This is a genomic window from Salegentibacter sp. BLCTC (assembly GCF_015143665.1).
Lineage (GTDB): Bacteria > Bacteroidota > Bacteroidia > Flavobacteriales > Flavobacteriaceae > Salegentibacter > Salegentibacter maritimus.
In genome coordinates this window covers 28,960-47,360 of the sequence record NZ_WYEW01000009.1, presented here as the reverse complement: position 1 = coordinate 47,360, position 18,401 = coordinate 28,960, and the positions used below count along the sequence as shown (strand labels likewise).

Genomic DNA, 18,401 nt, shown 5'->3' with positions numbered 1-18,401 from the left:
GCAGCATCCTGAGAGCTAAGTCAATTATGGGTTTCAGGTTGCTTTGTTAATAGAGCATAATCAATCTAAAAACGGTAGCCAGAATGGAATGTGATACGACTTTAAGGAATAAAAGACCATGGTTCTTTTTTTTAAGTATAATTCTTACAGGTGGTATATATGGTCAAACCCTTAATTTTGATATGGACGATGCTATCTTATATGATAGTAACGATGCTATTATCTCGGGTGAAAATGACCCTGGAGAATACATCTATCAATCAGTAACTTCCGGGGCCGACACTTATACCGTTCAGGTACGGCATGCCAACTATACAGACAGAACCCTCTTAACCGATTTAGGAGGGGGGAACGAGGTTTTCTATTTCCAGGCTGGAGGCGACACTAACCCATGGGTTATTAGTTTTACCAAAAATGGGAACCCTACCGACTTTACGTTAAACAGCATACGTTATTATGCTTATAACAACGATAAAATAAGCCTGGTAAACCAGGATAACAATATTATTTCAGCTGCTAATGCCTATGGGGCAGGAGCTAATGGCACTGTGAATATTACCAATACCGCTAATGCAACCGATATTAGCAGTTTTAAAATTCTTCCTGAAACTAGTATTACGCTCAATAATTATGGTTTCGACAATATTAACGTTAGCTTTCCGTCTACGGGTTTAACACCCTATACACCAGATGTCAACAACATTCTTTATGTAGATAAAAACGTAAGCGGTGGGAATGGTAACGGCTCAAACTGGACCAATGCAGTACCCGAGTTAGCCGATGCTCTGTTGTGGGCCGCCAACGATTGGGACGGTTCCGGTGCACCCCTGCAAATTTGGGTGGCTGAAGGGGTCTATTACCCTGATGAAGGAGATAGACAGACCAATAACGATCGTAACGCCACGTTTCAGCTTATAACCGGCGTAGAAATTTATGGCGGATTTGAAGGAAACGAGAGCAATTCTAACGATCGAAACCTGGAAGAAAATATCACCATACTTAGTGGTGATATTGATGGGAATGATACTACTAATAGTAGTGGGATAGTGACAGATCCATCTAATATTTCAGGAGCTAATAGTTATTCAGTGGTTACTGGTTCGGGTACTAATAACACCGCTAGATTAGATGGCTTTATAATTACAGCTGGTAGTGCCGACGTTGATGGAGGTGGTGCTCATAGGGACAAGGGAGGAGGAATGTATAACTTGAATGGTGATCCCACATTAACAAATATTACTTTTTCTGGTAACAGTGCTTTAAACACAGGTGGAGGCATGTACAACTATGATAGCTTTCCCGTACTGTTAAACGTAAGCTTCTCCCATAATAACGCCGGTGATGGCGGTGGTGGTGGAATGTTCAACCGATATAGTTCTCCTACACTAACTGATGTCATCTTTAGAGGAAACAGCACAAGTTTTCCCGGCGGTGGTGGCGGGATGCACAATTCTTATGAAAGCTCTCCTGTTCTTACAAATACAACCTTTAGCGGTAACACTGCTACAAGTGGCGGAGGTATGTACAACTTCGTCGATAGTTCCCCTGTTCTTACAAATGCTATCTTCACAGACAACAATGCAAGCAATTATGGCGGTGGGATGATGAATGATAATGAAAGCGATCCCATGCTAACAGGTGTAACTTTTACCGGAAATAACGCTACCCACGACGGCGGTGCAATATACAGTAGTAGCCAAAGCAATCTCACATTAACAAACGTGATAATTTGGCAAAACCAAGCAGATGGGAATAGTTCAACGACATCCGCCTCTATCTACAATACCAATTTGGCGAGCGCGAATATTTCCTTCAGCCTAATTGCCAACTCTGGGGGTAGTGGGTTAGACTGGGATAATGCTATCGGTACAGATAACAATAATAATATTGATGCCGATCCACAGTTTGTAAATCGATCAGACCCTAACGGCTTGGATAATATTTTTGGCACGAACGATGACGGGCTCACTTTAGAAGCCACCAGCCCGGCAATTAATGCAGGGGATAACAGTGCTATTCCATCTGGTTTAACCACCGATTTGGCCGGTAATAACCGAATATTTAATCTTGATGTTGTGGACATGGGCGCTTACGAATACCAGGGAGAAAAAGAAGAACCAATCTCTCCAGATGAAAATAAAATTCTCTATGTAAAAAAAGGTGGAGCAGGTAATCAAAGTGGAGACTCCTGGAGCAACGCCATTCCCGAGTTACGGGAAGCATTAAATTGGGCAGTGGGAAATTGGAGTACTGAAGATGGTAATCTTCAGGTTTGGGTGGCTGAAGGGACTTACCTTCCCACTTCTGAAACGACGCCCTTTCGCCTGATAGAAAACCTGAGCCTCATTGGTGGGTTTGAAGGTACTGAAGAGGATCCTTCCGAGCGGGACATATCCGGTCATCCAAGCATTTTGAGCGGTGACGTGAATGAGTCAGGAACAGCCGATGCAGGAGATGCCCACATTATCGTTTTAATTCCCGGAATAACGAATGGTGTTACCATCGACGGGTTTATTTTTGAGTCCGGTTATGCAGATGGTGGAAGTACTGGTGATCGAACGGGTGCTGCAATAGACAATAATGGAAGCAACACTATCTTAAATAGCATCTTCAGGGATAATCACGCAGTGGGAAATGCTTCCAATGGAATAGGTGGGGCAGTTATAAGTTTTGGGGGCGAGTTAAGCTTTATTAATACACTTTTTTATAACAATACTTCTACTAGTGGTGGCGGAGCTATTTCTGCTGAGAATGGAACTGTGCGATTTATAAATTCTACTTTAGCTAATAATGAAAGCCCTAAAGGAGGAGCTATTAATATTTGGGCAGGAAATGTAATAGCCATCAACTCCATTTTTTATAATAACTCCGGAACAAACGGAAATATGAATGATGACGGTGGTTCTGGAATGGGAAGTGCTGAACACAGCCTGTTTTTTAATGAAACAGCCGGTAATACCGGAGATATCCCTGACGGAATTACAGACGGCGGCAACAACCTGTTTAACACTAATCCGGTGTTTACAAACGAAGAAAATGGAAATTACTCCTTGTTGAATACAAGTTCGGCTATCAATGCAGGCTCTAATAGCTATTTTGGGATGGGAGAACCTGCTGAAGGTATTATTATAGATTTGGCCGGCAACGATCGGATCTACAACTCCGGCACAGTGGATATGGGCGTCTATGAATTCCAAGGAGAACCTATAATAGTTCCCACACCGGATGAGGACAATATCCTTTATGTAAATAAAAACGTAAGTAGTGGGAATGGCTCTGGAGATTCCTGGGAGAATGCTATTCCACAACTGGAAGATGCCCTATTTTGGTCAAGTCAAACCAATGATCCTGCCTGGGCAACAACTCCTTTACAAATTTGGGTGGCCGAAGGCATCTATTATCCAGACGAAGGAAGAAATTCGATGGATAATGACCGAAATACAACCTTCCAGCTGATTACAGGTGTACAAATTTATGGCGGATTTCAAGGAAACGAAGATAAGCTTTCCGATCGTGACTGGCAGGGCAATGAAACCATATTAAGCGGTAATATTGATGGTGACAATACCATTACAGGTAACAGCTATCATGTTGTGAATGGTACCGGTGCCGATAATACTGCCATACTCGACGGGTTTACGATAACCGGTGGAAATGCTGATAGCTCTTATCCAGACAATGGAGGAGGTGGGGTTTTTATTAATAACAGTTCTCAAAGCAGTTCGCCAAGATTATCTCATCTACAAATTGTTAAAAATGAAGCAGATAATATTGGTGGCGGAATCTACAGTTATAATTCATCCTTCACTTTGTTCAATGTAGAAGTTAGCGAAAATAAGGCTTCTTATGGCGGTGGAATTTATCTAACGGTTGGTCACCCGAAATTACTGAATGTTGGTATCTATGGTAATTCAGCCCGGAGAGATGGGGGCGGAATCAATAATACCGATGAAATAACACTTACCAATGTAAGTATCTATAGCAATTCATCTGGTGGTGATGGGGGCGGGCTCTATAACACCGGAGATACAAACATCCAAAATTCCATACTTTGGGGCAACACTGCTGGAGGAACTGGAAATCAAATTCATACCGATGCTTTTTATGGAAGTGTACCAATTTATACTAACAGTTTAGTTCAGGACAACGACCTTACAGGCACGGGTATTGGCAACTTAGATGGTTCGGCTTATACAAGCGAAATGATTTTTGCTAATTTTTCAAGTGGTGATTACACCCTGGCTGCAGGAAGCTCTGCCATTAATGCGGGCGGTAACCAGGTCTACACAGATGCCGGAGGTGACCTTCAAAACGATAAGGATCTGGCGGGAAGTTCACGCCTGGATGCCGTTATTATTGATTTAGGAGCCTATGAATTACAGGGTGCCAGCATACCTCCTACACCTAACGGAGGTACTCTCTACGTAAATAAAAATGTAAGCGGTGGCAACGGAAGTGGTGACAGCTGGGTCAATGCCATTCCGGAGTTGGCTGATGCGCTTAAATGGGCGCACCAGGAACACCAGATAGGCACTCCCTGGAGTGAGTCCAACCCGCTTGAAATTTGGGTGGCAAAGGGTACCTATCACCCAGATGCTGGAGACCGTGCAACTAATAATGACAGGAACGAAACTTTTCAGCTAATTAGCGGTGTGAGGGTTTACGGTGGATTTGAAGGAGTTGAAGATAACCTCACCGATCGTGACTGGCAAGAACATATTACTGTATTAAGCGGTGATATTGAAGGGAATGATGCTTCAGATAGTAATGAAATAGTAGTAGATCCCGTTAATATTTCAGGAGCTAATAGCTATACAGTGGTGACCGGTTCAGATGCTGATGACACCGCCATTTTGGATGGCTTTACAATTACCGCCGGTAGCGCAGATGATGAAAGTGTAGACACTGATGCTCCCGAGAGAAATGGAGGTGGGATTTACAATTATGAAGGCTCACCTACACTAACCAATCTTATTATTACCGGAAATATAACGGAATATAGGGGAGGGGGGGTCTTTAATTTTAATAGCTCACCGGTGCTCACGAATGTTAATATAGAGGGAAATCGTACAATAGTAGGAAGTAGCTCAGGCCATTATGGTGGAGGAATTGCCAATATATCAGGAAGTTTTGCAGTACTAATAAATTCAAAAATTGTTGGGAACAGCGCGCAAGCAGGAGGAGGAGTTTATAATGAAGGAAGTCCAACTACAATCATTAATACTCTTATCGTTCAAAATACAGCTATAAGCAGTAACGGTGGAGGAATATTTAACTTTTTAAGCACTCCAACCGAACTAATAAATGTTACTATTAGTGGCAATGATGCAGGTAACCTGGGGGGAGGAGTATTTAATGCTTTTGCCTCTCTGAATTTAAAGAATACAATAGTTTGGGGCAATACTGCTGATAGCGGAAATGAAATTGCTACCCAAACTGTTCCTGTAATCCTTCAAAATAGTCTATATGGCAACAATACCGGAGATATCGTTGGAAATTTAAGTGCTACGCTAACATTAAATGATGAGCCTCAATTTAAATCTGTAGATCAACAAGATTATAGCTTAAAAGCTAACAGTCCTGCCATAAACAAGGGAGATAATAACTTATACCCTGGCGATTTAAATATCGATCTGGATTTAGCCGGTAACCCCCGCTTATTTAATAGCACCATAGATATAGGAGCGTTTGAAAGTCAAAATGCCCCTCCAACTGCTATTTGCCAGGATATTACGGTTAACTTAAATGCAAATGGAGAGGTAAACATCACCGCAGCTGATATTGATAAAGGTTCTTCAGACATTGAAGGAGATGTTACACTCAGTATAGATATAACCAGTTTTGATTGTGATGATATAGGCAAAAATACTGTTATACTATCTGTAGAAGATGAAGATGGAAGCACCGCTACCTGCGAGGCCATCGTAACTATAAAAGATAATCTTGCTCCTGTGCCAGGCACCCCAACATTAGACGATTTTACCGCTGAATGTGAGGTGCTGGAAAGCGATATCGCTACACCCCTAGTTACTGATAATTGCAGCGGAACAGTAACGATAACGAACGATGTCACTTTCCCAATCACTTCACCAGGGACAACAGTAATTACCTGGACTTATGAGGACGAAAATGAAAACATTTCAACGCAAACACAAAATGTAATTATTGAAGATGTAATCGCCCCGGTAGCCGATCAAACGATTTTAGCGGATATCACAACAGAATGTGAAGTTCTGGCCGGTGATGTGCCTACACCAGGCGCTACCGACAATTGTGGAAAAGTGGTTAAGGTCACCAACGATGCAACCTTCCCAATCACCAGACAGGGAACAACGGTGATTACCTGGACCTATGAAGATGAAAACGGCAATACTTCAACCCAGACGCAAAATGTGATCATTGAGGATGTCACCGCCCCGGTAGCCGATCAAACGATTTTAGCAGATATCACTGCTGAATGTGAAGTATTAGCGAGTGATGTGCCTACACCAGGCGCCACCGATAATTGTGGAGGTACGGTAATGGTAACCCATGATGCGACCTTCCCAATCACCAGACAGGGAACAACAGTAATTACCTGGACCTATGAAGATGAAAACGGGAATACTTCAACCCAGACGCAAAATGTGATTATTGAAGATGTAACCGCCCCGGTAGCCGATCAAACGATTTTAGCAGATATCACAGCAGAATGTGAAGTTCTGGCCGGTGATGTGCCTACACCAGGCGCTACCGACAATTGTGGAGAAGTGGTTAAGGTCACCAACGATGCAACCTTCCCAATCACCACGCAAGGAACTACAGTAATCACGTGGACTTACGAAGATGAAAACGGCAATACTTCAACGCAGACACAAAATGTGATTATTAAAGATGTAACCGCCCCGATAGTCGATGAGACAATTTTGGCAGATATCACTGCAGAATGTGAAGTTCTGGCCGGTGATGTGCCTACACCAGGCGCTACCGACAATTGTGGAGAAGTGGTTAAGGTCACCAACGATGCAACCTTCCCAATCAGCACGCAAGGAACTACAGTAATCACGTGGACCTACGAAGATGAAAATGGAAACATTTCCATGCAAACACAAAATCTAATTATTGAAGATATAACCGCGCCGGTAGCCGATCAGACAACTTTGGTAGATATCACTTCGGAATGTGAAGTATTAGCAAGTGATGTGCCTACACCAGACGCGACTGATAATTGTGGAGGCACGGTAATGGTAACCCATGATGCCACTTTCCCAATCACTTCACCAGGAACAACAGTGATTACCTGGACCTATGAAGATGAAAACGGAAACATTTCAACGCAAACACAAAATGTAATTATTAAAGATGTAACCGCCCCGGTAGCCGATCAAACGATTTTAGCTGATATCACTTCGGAATGTGAAGTATTAGCAAGTGATGTGCCTACACCAGACGCGACCGATAATTGTGGAGGCACGGTAATGGTAACCCATGATGCCACTTTCCCGATCACTTCACCAGGAACAACAGTGATTACCTGGACCTATGAAGATGAAAATGGGAATACTTCAACCCAGACGCAAAATGTGATTATTAATGACTCCCCTTTAACACAGGTTATTTTTGAAGATCAAACTTTTGTTTATGATGGTGCTGTAAAAGGATTAGAAGTGGTTAATCTGCCCGAGGGTACTACAGTGTCTTATACGAATAACGAGCAGTTAGATGCTGGAGTCTATGAGGTTACAGCTTTTATAACTTCTGCCAATACCAGTTGTCAAGATCAAACCTTGACAGCTAAGCTTACAATAGAAAAGGCGCCTCAGGAAATTAATTTTGATGAAATTTCCGATAGAAATCAATATACCGACGATAATTTCCAGTTGGAGGCCACTTCAAGTTCGGGGTTACCTATAATTTACTCCTATACTTATAATACCGAAAATCCACCTGCCACCGTAGGCCCCCGGGGCTTTGTACAAATATTAAACAGGGGAGAAATAACTATCACTGCCAGGCAGGAAGGAAATGAAAACTATAAACCAGCAACCCCAATAGTAAGAGTACTTAGGATAATTGGTGGTGAAGCCCGTTTGAATAATGTGGCTATCAACAATATCATGTACCCTAATCCCGATGCAGAGGTTTATCATCTTATGGTTTGTGGAAATGATAAGAATGAAGTGCATATTGAACTGGAACCTAGCCTTGGTGCCTTTACTGATAAGGGAAATGAATTTATAATGGCAACTCCAATTCCTGGTATTTACAGGGAGACGGTAAGAGTTACTTCTGAAGATGGGAATATTACAAAAACCTATACTATAATTATTGAAAAGAGGTTCAGTTTTGATGATATTATTGTTCAAAAATTCAATAATGTCTTGCTTGTGAATAATAATCCGGAAACTAATGGAGGTTATAAGTTTGTTAAATACAGGTGGTATAAAAACGGTTCGGTAATTGGCCACAATCAGTATTATTCTGCAGGAAATGACCTGGTAGACCAATTAGATCCTGATAGCGATTACTATGTGGAGATGGAAACCGAAGACGGAGAAATTCTAAAGACCTGTATTGCAAAGGTTCAGTTAAGGAGTTCCTACAATATAACCTTAACACCTAATCCGGTAAGATCGGGGGGGGCTATGGAGCTGTTCGTAGATTTCCCCAAAGAGGAACTAAAAACAATGGAACTTTCTATACACAATCTTAACGGTGTGTTCTTGAAAAACCTGAAAGCCAATAGTAAGACTACTCGCATATCTATACCGTATAACCTTCAAATAGGTGTGTATTTACTCCGTATAAAAACCCGGAATATCAATAAAACCTTAAAGTTTATTGTGAAATAAGAAAGATTCACATATTAAAAAACTCACTAAAGTTTAATATATCGATGAATAATAAAGATATAATAGTTTATAAAGAAAGATTTTTATTGAAACTCATGATACTGGTTGTTTTGATAAGTGTAACCGGTAGTGTGCTAGGACAAACGAACAATGAAGTCTCATTCATTTTGCAGGGCTCATTTTCGAAACTGGATTATAAAGTCTTGAATCAGAAAAGTGAAATGAAAAACGGCTTTGGTTTTGGAGCTGGGTATGCCTTTTATTTATCTGAAAACTGGAGTATTGGTACCGGTACAGAGCTACAATATATAGAAGGATCTGTTTACCTGCCTATTATTGAAGGTGCCTATCGAACCCGGGATCAGGAAGGGGAGAATTTTGAATTTAGATATCAGGCTAAAGACTTTTATGAGAATCAATACGCTTACTTTTTAAATATACCGCTAAAAATTCAATATGAAACAAAAGGGATAACTCGCTTTTATGCCGGTGCTGGTATTAAAGCCGGACTAAGTTTAAAGTCTGAATACAAATCAAGACTGTCCTCTTTGGTCACCAGTGGTTATTATCCGCAATATGATGTGGAACTTAAAGGCCCGGGATTTGTGGGATTCGGGAAGTTTGATGAAATAGACGATTCCCGATCTGAATTCGATATAAATACCAGTTTTATATTGAACCTGGAGAGCGGTGTAAAACTTATACTTGAAAATAAAAAATCTTTATACGTAGGTGGCTTTCTGGATTATGGGCTTAACAACATCCGGTCTGGTGCGTCTTCTGAAGAGAAACTTATAAGATATAATAGCCATGATCCAATAGCTTTTTCTGCCAGTAGTTTATTGAATTCACGAGAGAATAGTAACTCGGGGTCTTTTATAGATGAAATAAGAACTTTTGTTTTTGGTTTAAAACTTCGGTATGCCTTTAAACTATAATTACGGTAGATTTATTGGCGCTGCCAAGGGGCATAATAGCCTGAGTAAAAATTGTTTCTAACGAATGCCTCGTGGGCGCGTCATGAGATAATTAAACTCGCAAAAACCAATATTACAAACTAATGCACCCACGTCCTTACTCATAAGGCCTGCCTACAACTTACAAAAAGTCACACCTGATTTCAAGAATGAAACGACCCGAAATAAAAAATTAAGTAGAAATTGCTAGATTAATTACCAGCCTAATTTTATTCTTTTTAAGTCGATACAAGGATTCTTTAAATATTTTACTCATTGTATAGAGGGATGTTTTAATTATTTTAAATTTATATAAAATTATTGTAAAACAATATTTTTATATAAATTTGCAGAAATAAATTAAATTTTATGATATGCAGAAAACGATGATTATCTCCAAAATCTTATATTTCATTACAAGCATTTTGGCAGGCTTGTATATAGTTACTGGGATATACGGAGCATTAAGTTGGTTAACGAACACCCATTTACAAATCAAAAATACCCAAACAATTATAACCTATCCTTTTACAGAAAAGGCGTTCTTAATCTTAGATAGCAGTAACACATATTTGGTTTTTTGTTTTTTGATTCCAATTTTTGCGTATGGTTTGTTTTTTTGGTTGTTGTGCAATGTTTTTAAAGTATTCTACCAAGACAAGTTATTTACAACAGAAAATATTGTGCATCTAAGGCGGTTTTATCTTGTCAATATCTTTCTGCCTACTGTGCTCACCATATTCACATCGTTTTTTATGCCCATTGATAGTGAACTGTTCTTAATAGTTATTCTTCATCTTCTTCTTGGGGTTTTTATTTTTTTTATGTCAGAAATATTTTGCCAAGGATTGACCCTACAAAACGAACAAGATTTATTTATCTAAGCTATGCCTATTATTATAAATATAGACGTTATGCTCGCCAAACGTAAAATGAAGAGCAAAGAGTTGGTAAAAGAAATTGGTATTACCCCAGCAAATTTATCAATACTTAAAAATGGAAAGGCCAAAGGTGTTCGCTTTGAAACTTTAGAGAAAATATGCAAAGCCCTGGATTGTAAACCGGGAGACATCATAGACTATGTAGACTAACGCTTCCTTAAATATTATCTTATGAATACATTGAAAGCCAACAATGTATCCCTTGTGTACAACAATGGATACCAGGCGCTTCATGCCATAAATTTAAACATAACAAACGGTGTTTTTGGATTACTAGGGCCTAACGGAGCAGGGAAATCTTCGCTTATGAAAACCATTGTAGGCTTACAAAAACCATCGGAAGGAGAACTGTTTTTCAACGGCACAGACATTGTAAAAACCCCATTGGAAATACAAAAACAGCTGGGGTTTTTGCCCCAATATTTTGGTGTTTACCCTAAAGTTTCGGCTTACGATTTGTTGGAACATTTAGCCAGGTTAAAGGGCATTCACGGTAAGAAAGGGCGTCATAACCAAATTATGACTCTTCTGGATAAAGTGAATTTAACAGATGCCAAAAATAAAGAGGTACATACGTTTTCAGGTGGAATGAAACAACGTTTTGGTGTGGCCCAAGCTTTATTGGGAGACCCGAAAATTGTTATTGTAGACGAACCAACAGCAGGTTTAGATCCGGAAGAGCGTAATAGGTTCAATGCTTTGTTGAGCGAAATCGGTGAGGATATCATCATTTTATTATCCACCCATTTGGTGGAAGATGTACGCAATCTTTGTTCGCAAATGGCCATCATAAAACAAGGAAACATTGTGGCCGAAGGAAATCCAAATCAATTTATTAATGCGTTGCACGGAAAACTATGGCAAAAAGCCATAAACAAAGAAGAGCTCCCCAAACTGGAACCGAACTTTAAAGTCATCAGCAAACAATTTATTGAAAAGGTGATGCACGTAACCGTTTATGCAGAAGCCTGTCCAACCGGATTTCAAGCGGTAGAGCCAAATTTAGAGCACGCTTACTTCACTCATTTAAATAGTGCAAAATGAAAACGGTTTTAAGTAATGATATACGCGCCTCGTTAAAACAGACAGCCACTCGTTTTGCTTTCCTGGCTTATTTGGTTTTAGGCTTTTTTGCAGGTTATAAGTTCAATATTAATGTTGGCGATGGAATTGCTGCCAATGCGCCCTATTCGGTTGGGTTTATGACAGGTTTGTTAAGTCTGATTATTATTTTAATGGCAACACTGTTGGCTTTTTCAGGGTTATTTAAGGAAAGTGATACTAATTTTGGTTTGATAATTTTTACAACGCCCATAAAGAAGCGTGACTTTGCTTTAGCCCGATTTTTATCCTTCTTTTTACTTACTGTATTCAGCTTTTTTACTTTAATGCTTGGTTATGTTATCGGTTTGCATGTGCAAACAGATGCCGAAATGCTCGCAGGGTTTCAGCTGTGGTATTATGTGTATCCTTTTTTGATTTTTGGGGTAGTAAATAGCTTGTTGGTATGCAGCATCCTGTTTTTTTGTGCTAAAAAATTTCAGAATAAATTATTGGTGGCTATTGCAGGTTTAATGCTTTATATAACCTATATGATTGTGTTGATGTTTTCAAACGCGCCGTTTATGGCACAATCGTTACCGCAATCGCTGTTTGCTCAAAAAGTGTCTGCCTTAACAGACATATTTGGGCTGTCGGCTTACTTTTATGAAGCCAAAGATTTCGATGTTTTTCAAAGAAACCATAGTACCGTTTCGTTTACCAATGTGCTATTGCTCAATCGCCTGTTTGTTATTTTTCTCTCATTAATCATGGTAAAGCTGGGCATTCGTGCATTCTCGTTTTTACCGGTTTTTAAGCAAAAGTCAAAAAAGAAAAACACGGCATTAACATCTAAAAAGACCAAACGTTTAGACGCTTCATTTGCCAAAGTAAGCACTTTATTCAGCCCAAAAACAAGACAGAAAGCACTGTTTTCCTTTGTGAAAATCGATCTTATTTATTTGTTTAAAAGCATCCCGCTTATTTCGGCTTCTGTATTGCTCTTATTTTACGTAGGTGTAGAAATGTATGGCGATATTGATATGGGGATTAGACTGCCACAACAATACGCCAGTTCAGGACTGTTGGCTCAGACTATTAATGAAACATTTTATTTTATTGGAGCATTGGTGGTGGTTTACTTTACAAATGATGTGTTTTGGCGCGCAAACGCCAGTGGGTTTTCTATTATTCAAAACACCACCTATTATGCAAGGGAACGATTACTTGCACACAGCATAAGCATGGTGTTATTGATTGTCTTTCTTACGGGTTTAATGCTGTTGGAAGCGATTATTTTTCAGCTTATTTTTCAATATGCCTACATTGATTGGCAAGCGTATTTTGGTGTTTTTGTTTTTAATACGTTGCCACTTATACTTCTTTCCTTAATACTGCTTTTTTTGAATAGTAAGAGCAAAAACAAGTCGATTGCTTTAGGGGTTTCCATCTTGTTTTTCTTATTGTTTGTTACACCTATTTCAAAAAATATCATTTCCAATCCGTTGTTTAGAATATTATCTGGGTACAAAGGTGCTTATAGCGATTTTATAGCTTACGGACCTTACTTAAAAATCTTTTTGTGGCGATTAATTTTTGGATTTTCTCTGGTTGGGCTGCTGTTTTTCGTTTCTCATTTAATCAAAACAACAGCTAAAAGAAAAAACAAATTGGTAGCCCTTATTGTTTGTGGATTCATGGCACTTTTTAGTGGATTTAATTTCTTAAAAGGCTATGAGCCTAAAGATAAGGAGGCTGCTATTTTGGAAAAAGTCACTTATGAAAAAAACTACCGAAAATACCAAAACCTTCCACAACCCACAATTAAAAAGGTAAGCACTGAAATAGACTTGTTTCCTAAAGAAAAGGCTTACCGAATAAAAGGCAATTATTGGTTGGTAAACCCACACAACCAAGTTATAGATTCTATGCTTGTAAGTGTTCCTAAAGACTTTGAGATAAAATCGCTTTTATTTAGCTATAAAAATGACACGATAATGTTAGATGGTTCCATTTCAGAATTGAAATTAAAACACGCTTTACAAGCACGGGATTCGGCAAAGCTGGAATTCGAGTTGGCTTATAAATGGCAGGCTGTTAATGGCCATAATCCCTTTAATGCGATTGTAGAGAATGGGTCATTTATGCGAATTAGTCGGTATTTTCCACAATTTGGTTACGATGCCGACAATGAAATTTCAGATAAAAACATTCGAAAACAACATGCATTGGGGGAAGAGACTCAAATGAAGCCATTGGACGCTCCAAAAACCGATGTAGATGATTTTATTCGTTTGGACATGCAAATCTCTACCGATAGGAATCAAATTGCCGTTGGTACGGGTGCATTAAAGAAGCAATGGCAAGACGCCAATAGGAATTATTACCAGTACCGGGCAGATGCCGTTCCGTTTCGTTTTGCGGTTTCTTCTGCCAGCTATAACGTTAAAAAAGTGCAACACAAAGGCATTTCTATTGAGGTTTTATACCATCCTTTGCACGAAAACAATGTGAACCATCTTATAGAAAACACAAAACTTTCATTGGACTATTGTACCAAATACTTTGGGCCTTATCCTTTTTCCTCTGTACGATTTGCTGAAGTTTCCTCGTTTACACAAGGCTTTGCGGGAACGGCTTATCCCGGCGTGATTTTTATGACAGAACACATGATCTTTCATGCCAATATAGAAGGTAGTCACAATCAGGATGTTATCAATGAATTGGCAGGACATGAAGTGGCTCATTTTTGGTGGGGCACAAACCAAATTGATCCTGATTTTAGAGAGGGTTATGCGATGTTGACTGAAAGTTTGACAATGTATACCGAAATGATGATTTACAAAAAAATGCACGGCAAAGACAACATGTTGGAGCGTGTTGCCATACACCAACAAATCTATGAAGCTGAAAAGGGTTTTAACGAAGACCTTTCTTTGTTGAAAGCCACTAAAGACAATGCTTTTGTTGCCTATTCCAAGGGTGCCATAGTTTTTGTAGAATTAAGTGAATTGATTGGGGAAGAGCAGTTAAATTTAGCATTGCGATCTTTTCTAAACAAACATAAATACCCAAATGCAAAACCCACGTCAACCGATTTGCTGGAAGAGGTTCTTAGGCTGACTGATGAAAAATTTGAGCAAAAAATTAGAGAGATGTTTAAGTAAATTATCCCGAGCAAATTAACAAGGCATTAAATCTCGATTCTTGAGTAAATACCGTTTATAATTAATTGTTGCTGAATTCCTAAATCAGAATTCACCGTTTTTGGTATATTGGTTATTAAGCATAAAAATAGCTGAAAGATTTTATCGCAATGGAATTGAAACTTTAATCACGTAGGTCACAAGGCCAAAGTCTTTGTATTTACTTTGAACAAGATATGAAAATAGAAGAAGAAAAATTAAATAACCCTGTTTGGTATTCTTTAAGCGAAGAACATTATAAGCTTTCATTAGAATATCATGGGATAAAATTTTATCAATCAGAATATTGTCCTTTTGGTGGATTTATAGACCACAAAACACCTAAAGAGGGAATTAATAAATACTCTTTATTGACGGATAATTTTTATGTAGTTGGAGATAAGCCTATTTTAACAGACAAAGTACAACTCAAAAAAGAATTGGTTTGTAACCAAATGTTGCTCAACCAAGAAATTGACTTTGGAATCTCTGAACTCATAATAGAACTTAAAACGACCAAGCAAAAAAATGATTTGTTCTGTCTTGTAAACTTAGTTCAGCCCGGATACTTTAAAAGTAAGACCTCAAATTTAGGGAACTACTATGGCATATATAAAAACGATAAGCTGGTAGCTGTAACGGGAGAGCGAATGAAAATGGACAAATATACTGAGATAAGCGCTGTGGTAACGCATCCCGAGCATACAGGAAATGCTTATGCTAAACAATTAATAAAACACACTGCCAATAAAATATTTAAAGAAAACAAAATACCGTATTTACACGTTGCAGAATCAAATACTGGAGCAATTAAACTTTATGAAAAGTTAGGGTTCTTAACCAGGAGGAAAATTAATTTTTGGAATTTAATAAAAAAATAAAAACGAAATCTTATCGTGGCTTAACTGTATTGTATTTAATTTTCACTTTTAAAATATTTCTGTAAGGAGAATTACACTATCATCTTTTAGTTTAAGCCTTAGAGCCCGTAATGCTTCATTTGGAAAATAAAAATTGGGTTTATACAATATTTTGAATTACAGGCAGGTTACTTTTATTACCAAGCTGAAAACCTAAATTCAGATAATTTAATAAATATGAATATTGAAATAGTAAAAATGACTCAGTATGATTTTCCCGGGTATTTTAAGATGGTAAATGATGATAAAGTAATGAGATGATTACCGGAAAATCTATCGAATTAGAAAAAGCTAAAACCGATTTTGAAAAATTGATTAAAGAGAATAGCTTGAACAAAAACTTTGGGAAATTTAAAGAAGTGAATAATGAGACGAATGATTTTTTAGGAATAGCTAAGCTGGAAGCCTATGAGTGAAATAGTCAGGGAGTGGAGATTGGATATATGCTTTCGCCTCAGTATTAGGGAAAAGGAATTGCAGATTTTGTTGCAAAAACATTAATTAACACTGCGAGGAGACAAAAATCAATAAAGCAAATATTCGCTATTATTGATCCTAAAAATATAGCTTCAAGAAAAATTCTAACAAACAACGGTTTCACTTCAAATGAACTTAAATGCATTGAAGGCCTACAAAGAGAAATCCTTGAGCTAAAACTTAAAAAGGAAGGTTATAGCTAGAAAGAAGAATATAAAAGATCAGTTATTTAACGATTTTCTTTAAGCTTAAAAATTTTACATCAAAAATAGGATAAGATTAATTGTGAACACCGTATTCTGGTAATAGCCATAATCCTGTATTTCTAAAATTGCATTTTAGGTTCTATTATACCCTGGTTATCTAATTTTGATTTAGGGTTGCCTCAGTAAAAACTGAACCTAAAATAAACTGCTCAGGTTCCTATTTATGGTCAATTCTATTAAACCACAGCGGTTTCCTTATTTTTGGTTACACTAAGCCTGTGCAATTATTAAGTTTTATCTAATAAACTATATAGTGGCAGCATGAACTATCAAAGATACAATCACATAATGATTTAAGTTTACTCGTTAGTTGTTTTTGGACCCTGTAGGTGTCTTTGAAAATAGAACCTCAAAAATAATGAATTGTCCTGCACGCTTGTGTTGAAATGGCGTTTATTTCTGGCAACGGCATAAGGCGGTACACTTGCGAAAATGATTTTCTACATTAACTTCTTACCATGGTGCTCGAACGAACAGTTCACCCCTTTTATATTTAGCGAACCGGAGTAGTGAAAGTTTTTGCTGGGCGATTTTATCCGTATGGGTTTACTAATTTTGTTTCTGAGCCAATTAGTAATTTAGTAAGGAAACACCTATATTCCAGATTTTTAGAACAGAAAAGAGAAATGATTCAGAGCAAAAAATAAATGAGGCTTATTTTTGAATTAAAAGGTTTTACCTTTTAATAAAATTTAAATATGAACTTAAAAGATTTAAGCAAAATAACTTCATCAATGAGTAACACAGGCAAAATGCCTGTACTTTTCTTAGGTCATGGCAGCCCTATGAATGCCATTGAAGAAAACGAATTTGTTTCAGCATTTAAGAAATTGGGAAAAGAATTGGTACGACCAAATGCTATTCTTGGTATTTCGGCACATTGGGAAACTAAAGGCACCTTTGTGACTGCGATGGAAAATCCGCCGACAATTCACGATTTTGGTGGTTTTCCTCAAGCATTGTTTGACGTTCAATATCCAGCAAAAGGAAGCCCAGAACTTGCACAAGAAACCAAAAGTATTATTACTAAAACAGAAGTTGGATTAGATGATAAATGGGGACTTGACCACGGTGCTTGGAGCGTAATCAAACATTTATATCCAAATGCCGATATTCCAGTAATACAAATGAGCATTGATTATTCGAAACCGGCAAAGTATCATTACGAATTGGCTCAAGAGCTAAATAGCCTTCGCCATAAAGGCGTTTTAATTATTGGAAGCGGTAATATGGTGCACAACTTGCGTAGGGTGGCCTGGAACAAGCTAAACGAAGAATTTGCTTTTGATTGGGCTACCGAAGCCAACGAAAAAATGAAAAGCCATATTTTAAGTGGGGATTTTCAACCTTTAATCGATTTTAAATCGCAAGGAAAAGCCTTTGATTTGGCCATTCCGACTCCTGAACATTATCTGCCTTTACTTTATACATTAGCATTGAAAGAAGAAAGTGAAAAAGTAAGCTTATTCAACGACAAGCCTGTTGGGGGTTCTTTATCTATGACTTCCTTGAAAATTGAATCTGAATAGAGCTGAAAAAAGCAAACTTAGAAGGAATAAAATTAACTATCAAAGATCCGATCTTATAATGACTTAAGTTTACTCGTTAGTTGTTTTTGGACCCTGTAGGTGTCTTTGAAAATAGAACCTCAAAAACAACGAATTGTCCTGAGTTGATATTTTGCTATTTTTCACGAATCAGAGGGAAACAAAATCAGATTTTCATTCGCCAAACTAAAAGAGCAACTCCAAAATAGTATACTAAAAAAATAGCTTGGGTTTGGT

General features: G+C 38.2%; 10 protein-coding genes. All 10 read left to right on the top strand.

What is annotated here, in order from left to right:
• Positions 1-83 precede the first annotated feature (83 nt).
• Positions 84-8,831 carry a choice-of-anchor Q domain-containing protein gene (locus GUB10_RS12225; RefSeq protein ID WP_193711743.1) on the top strand — a complete coding sequence of 2,916 codons (8,748 nt, stop codon included), beginning with the start codon at positions 84-86 and terminating at the stop codon, positions 8,829-8,831.
• Between the two features lie 44 nt (positions 8,832-8,875).
• Positions 8,876-9,769: an outer membrane beta-barrel protein gene (locus GUB10_RS12220; RefSeq protein WP_193711742.1), complete on the top strand. Its 894-nt coding sequence runs from the start codon at positions 8,876-8,878 to the stop codon at positions 9,767-9,769.
• Positions 9,770-10,161: 392 nt separating this feature from the next.
• The gene (locus GUB10_RS16170) at positions 10,162-10,671 is read left to right on the top strand and encodes a DUF2975 domain-containing protein (protein WP_193711741.1); all 510 of its coding nucleotides are present in this window, start codon (positions 10,162-10,164) and stop codon (positions 10,669-10,671) included.
• A gap of 3 nt (positions 10,672-10,674) precedes the next feature.
• Positions 10,675-10,878, top strand: coding sequence for a helix-turn-helix transcriptional regulator (locus GUB10_RS12210; protein WP_193711740.1), 204 nt, complete (start codon positions 10,675-10,677; stop codon positions 10,876-10,878).
• Between the two features lie 21 nt (positions 10,879-10,899).
• The gene (locus GUB10_RS12205) at positions 10,900-11,772 is read left to right on the top strand and encodes an ABC transporter ATP-binding protein (protein ID WP_193711739.1); all 873 of its coding nucleotides are present in this window, start codon (positions 10,900-10,902) and stop codon (positions 11,770-11,772) included.
• Positions 11,769-14,936: a M1 family aminopeptidase gene (locus GUB10_RS12200; RefSeq protein ID WP_193711738.1), complete on the top strand. Its 3,168-nt coding sequence runs from the start codon at positions 11,769-11,771 to the stop codon at positions 14,934-14,936. Before GUB10_RS12205 ends, GUB10_RS12200 begins: the two co-directional genes overlap by 4 nt.
• Before the next feature lie 215 nt (positions 14,937-15,151).
• On the top strand, positions 15,152-15,835 hold the full coding sequence (locus GUB10_RS12195; protein ID WP_193711737.1) for a GNAT family N-acetyltransferase: 684 nt from the start codon (positions 15,152-15,154) through the stop codon (positions 15,833-15,835).
• Positions 15,836-16,131: 296 nt separating this feature from the next.
• Positions 16,132-16,290, top strand: a complete 159-nt coding sequence (locus tag GUB10_RS15980) for a hypothetical protein (protein WP_227740386.1) — start codon at positions 16,132-16,134, stop codon at positions 16,288-16,290.
• A 57-nt stretch (positions 16,291-16,347) separates the two neighbouring features.
• Positions 16,348-16,554 carry a hypothetical protein gene (locus tag GUB10_RS16085; protein ID WP_370591100.1) on the top strand — a complete coding sequence of 69 codons (207 nt, stop codon included), beginning with the start codon at positions 16,348-16,350 and terminating at the stop codon, positions 16,552-16,554.
• 761 nt (positions 16,555-17,315) lie between these two features.
• Positions 17,316-18,146, top strand: coding sequence for a 4,5-DOPA dioxygenase extradiol (gene ygiD, locus GUB10_RS12185; protein ID WP_193711736.1), 831 nt, complete (start codon positions 17,316-17,318; stop codon positions 18,144-18,146).
• The last annotated feature ends 255 nt before the right edge of the window (positions 18,147-18,401 follow it).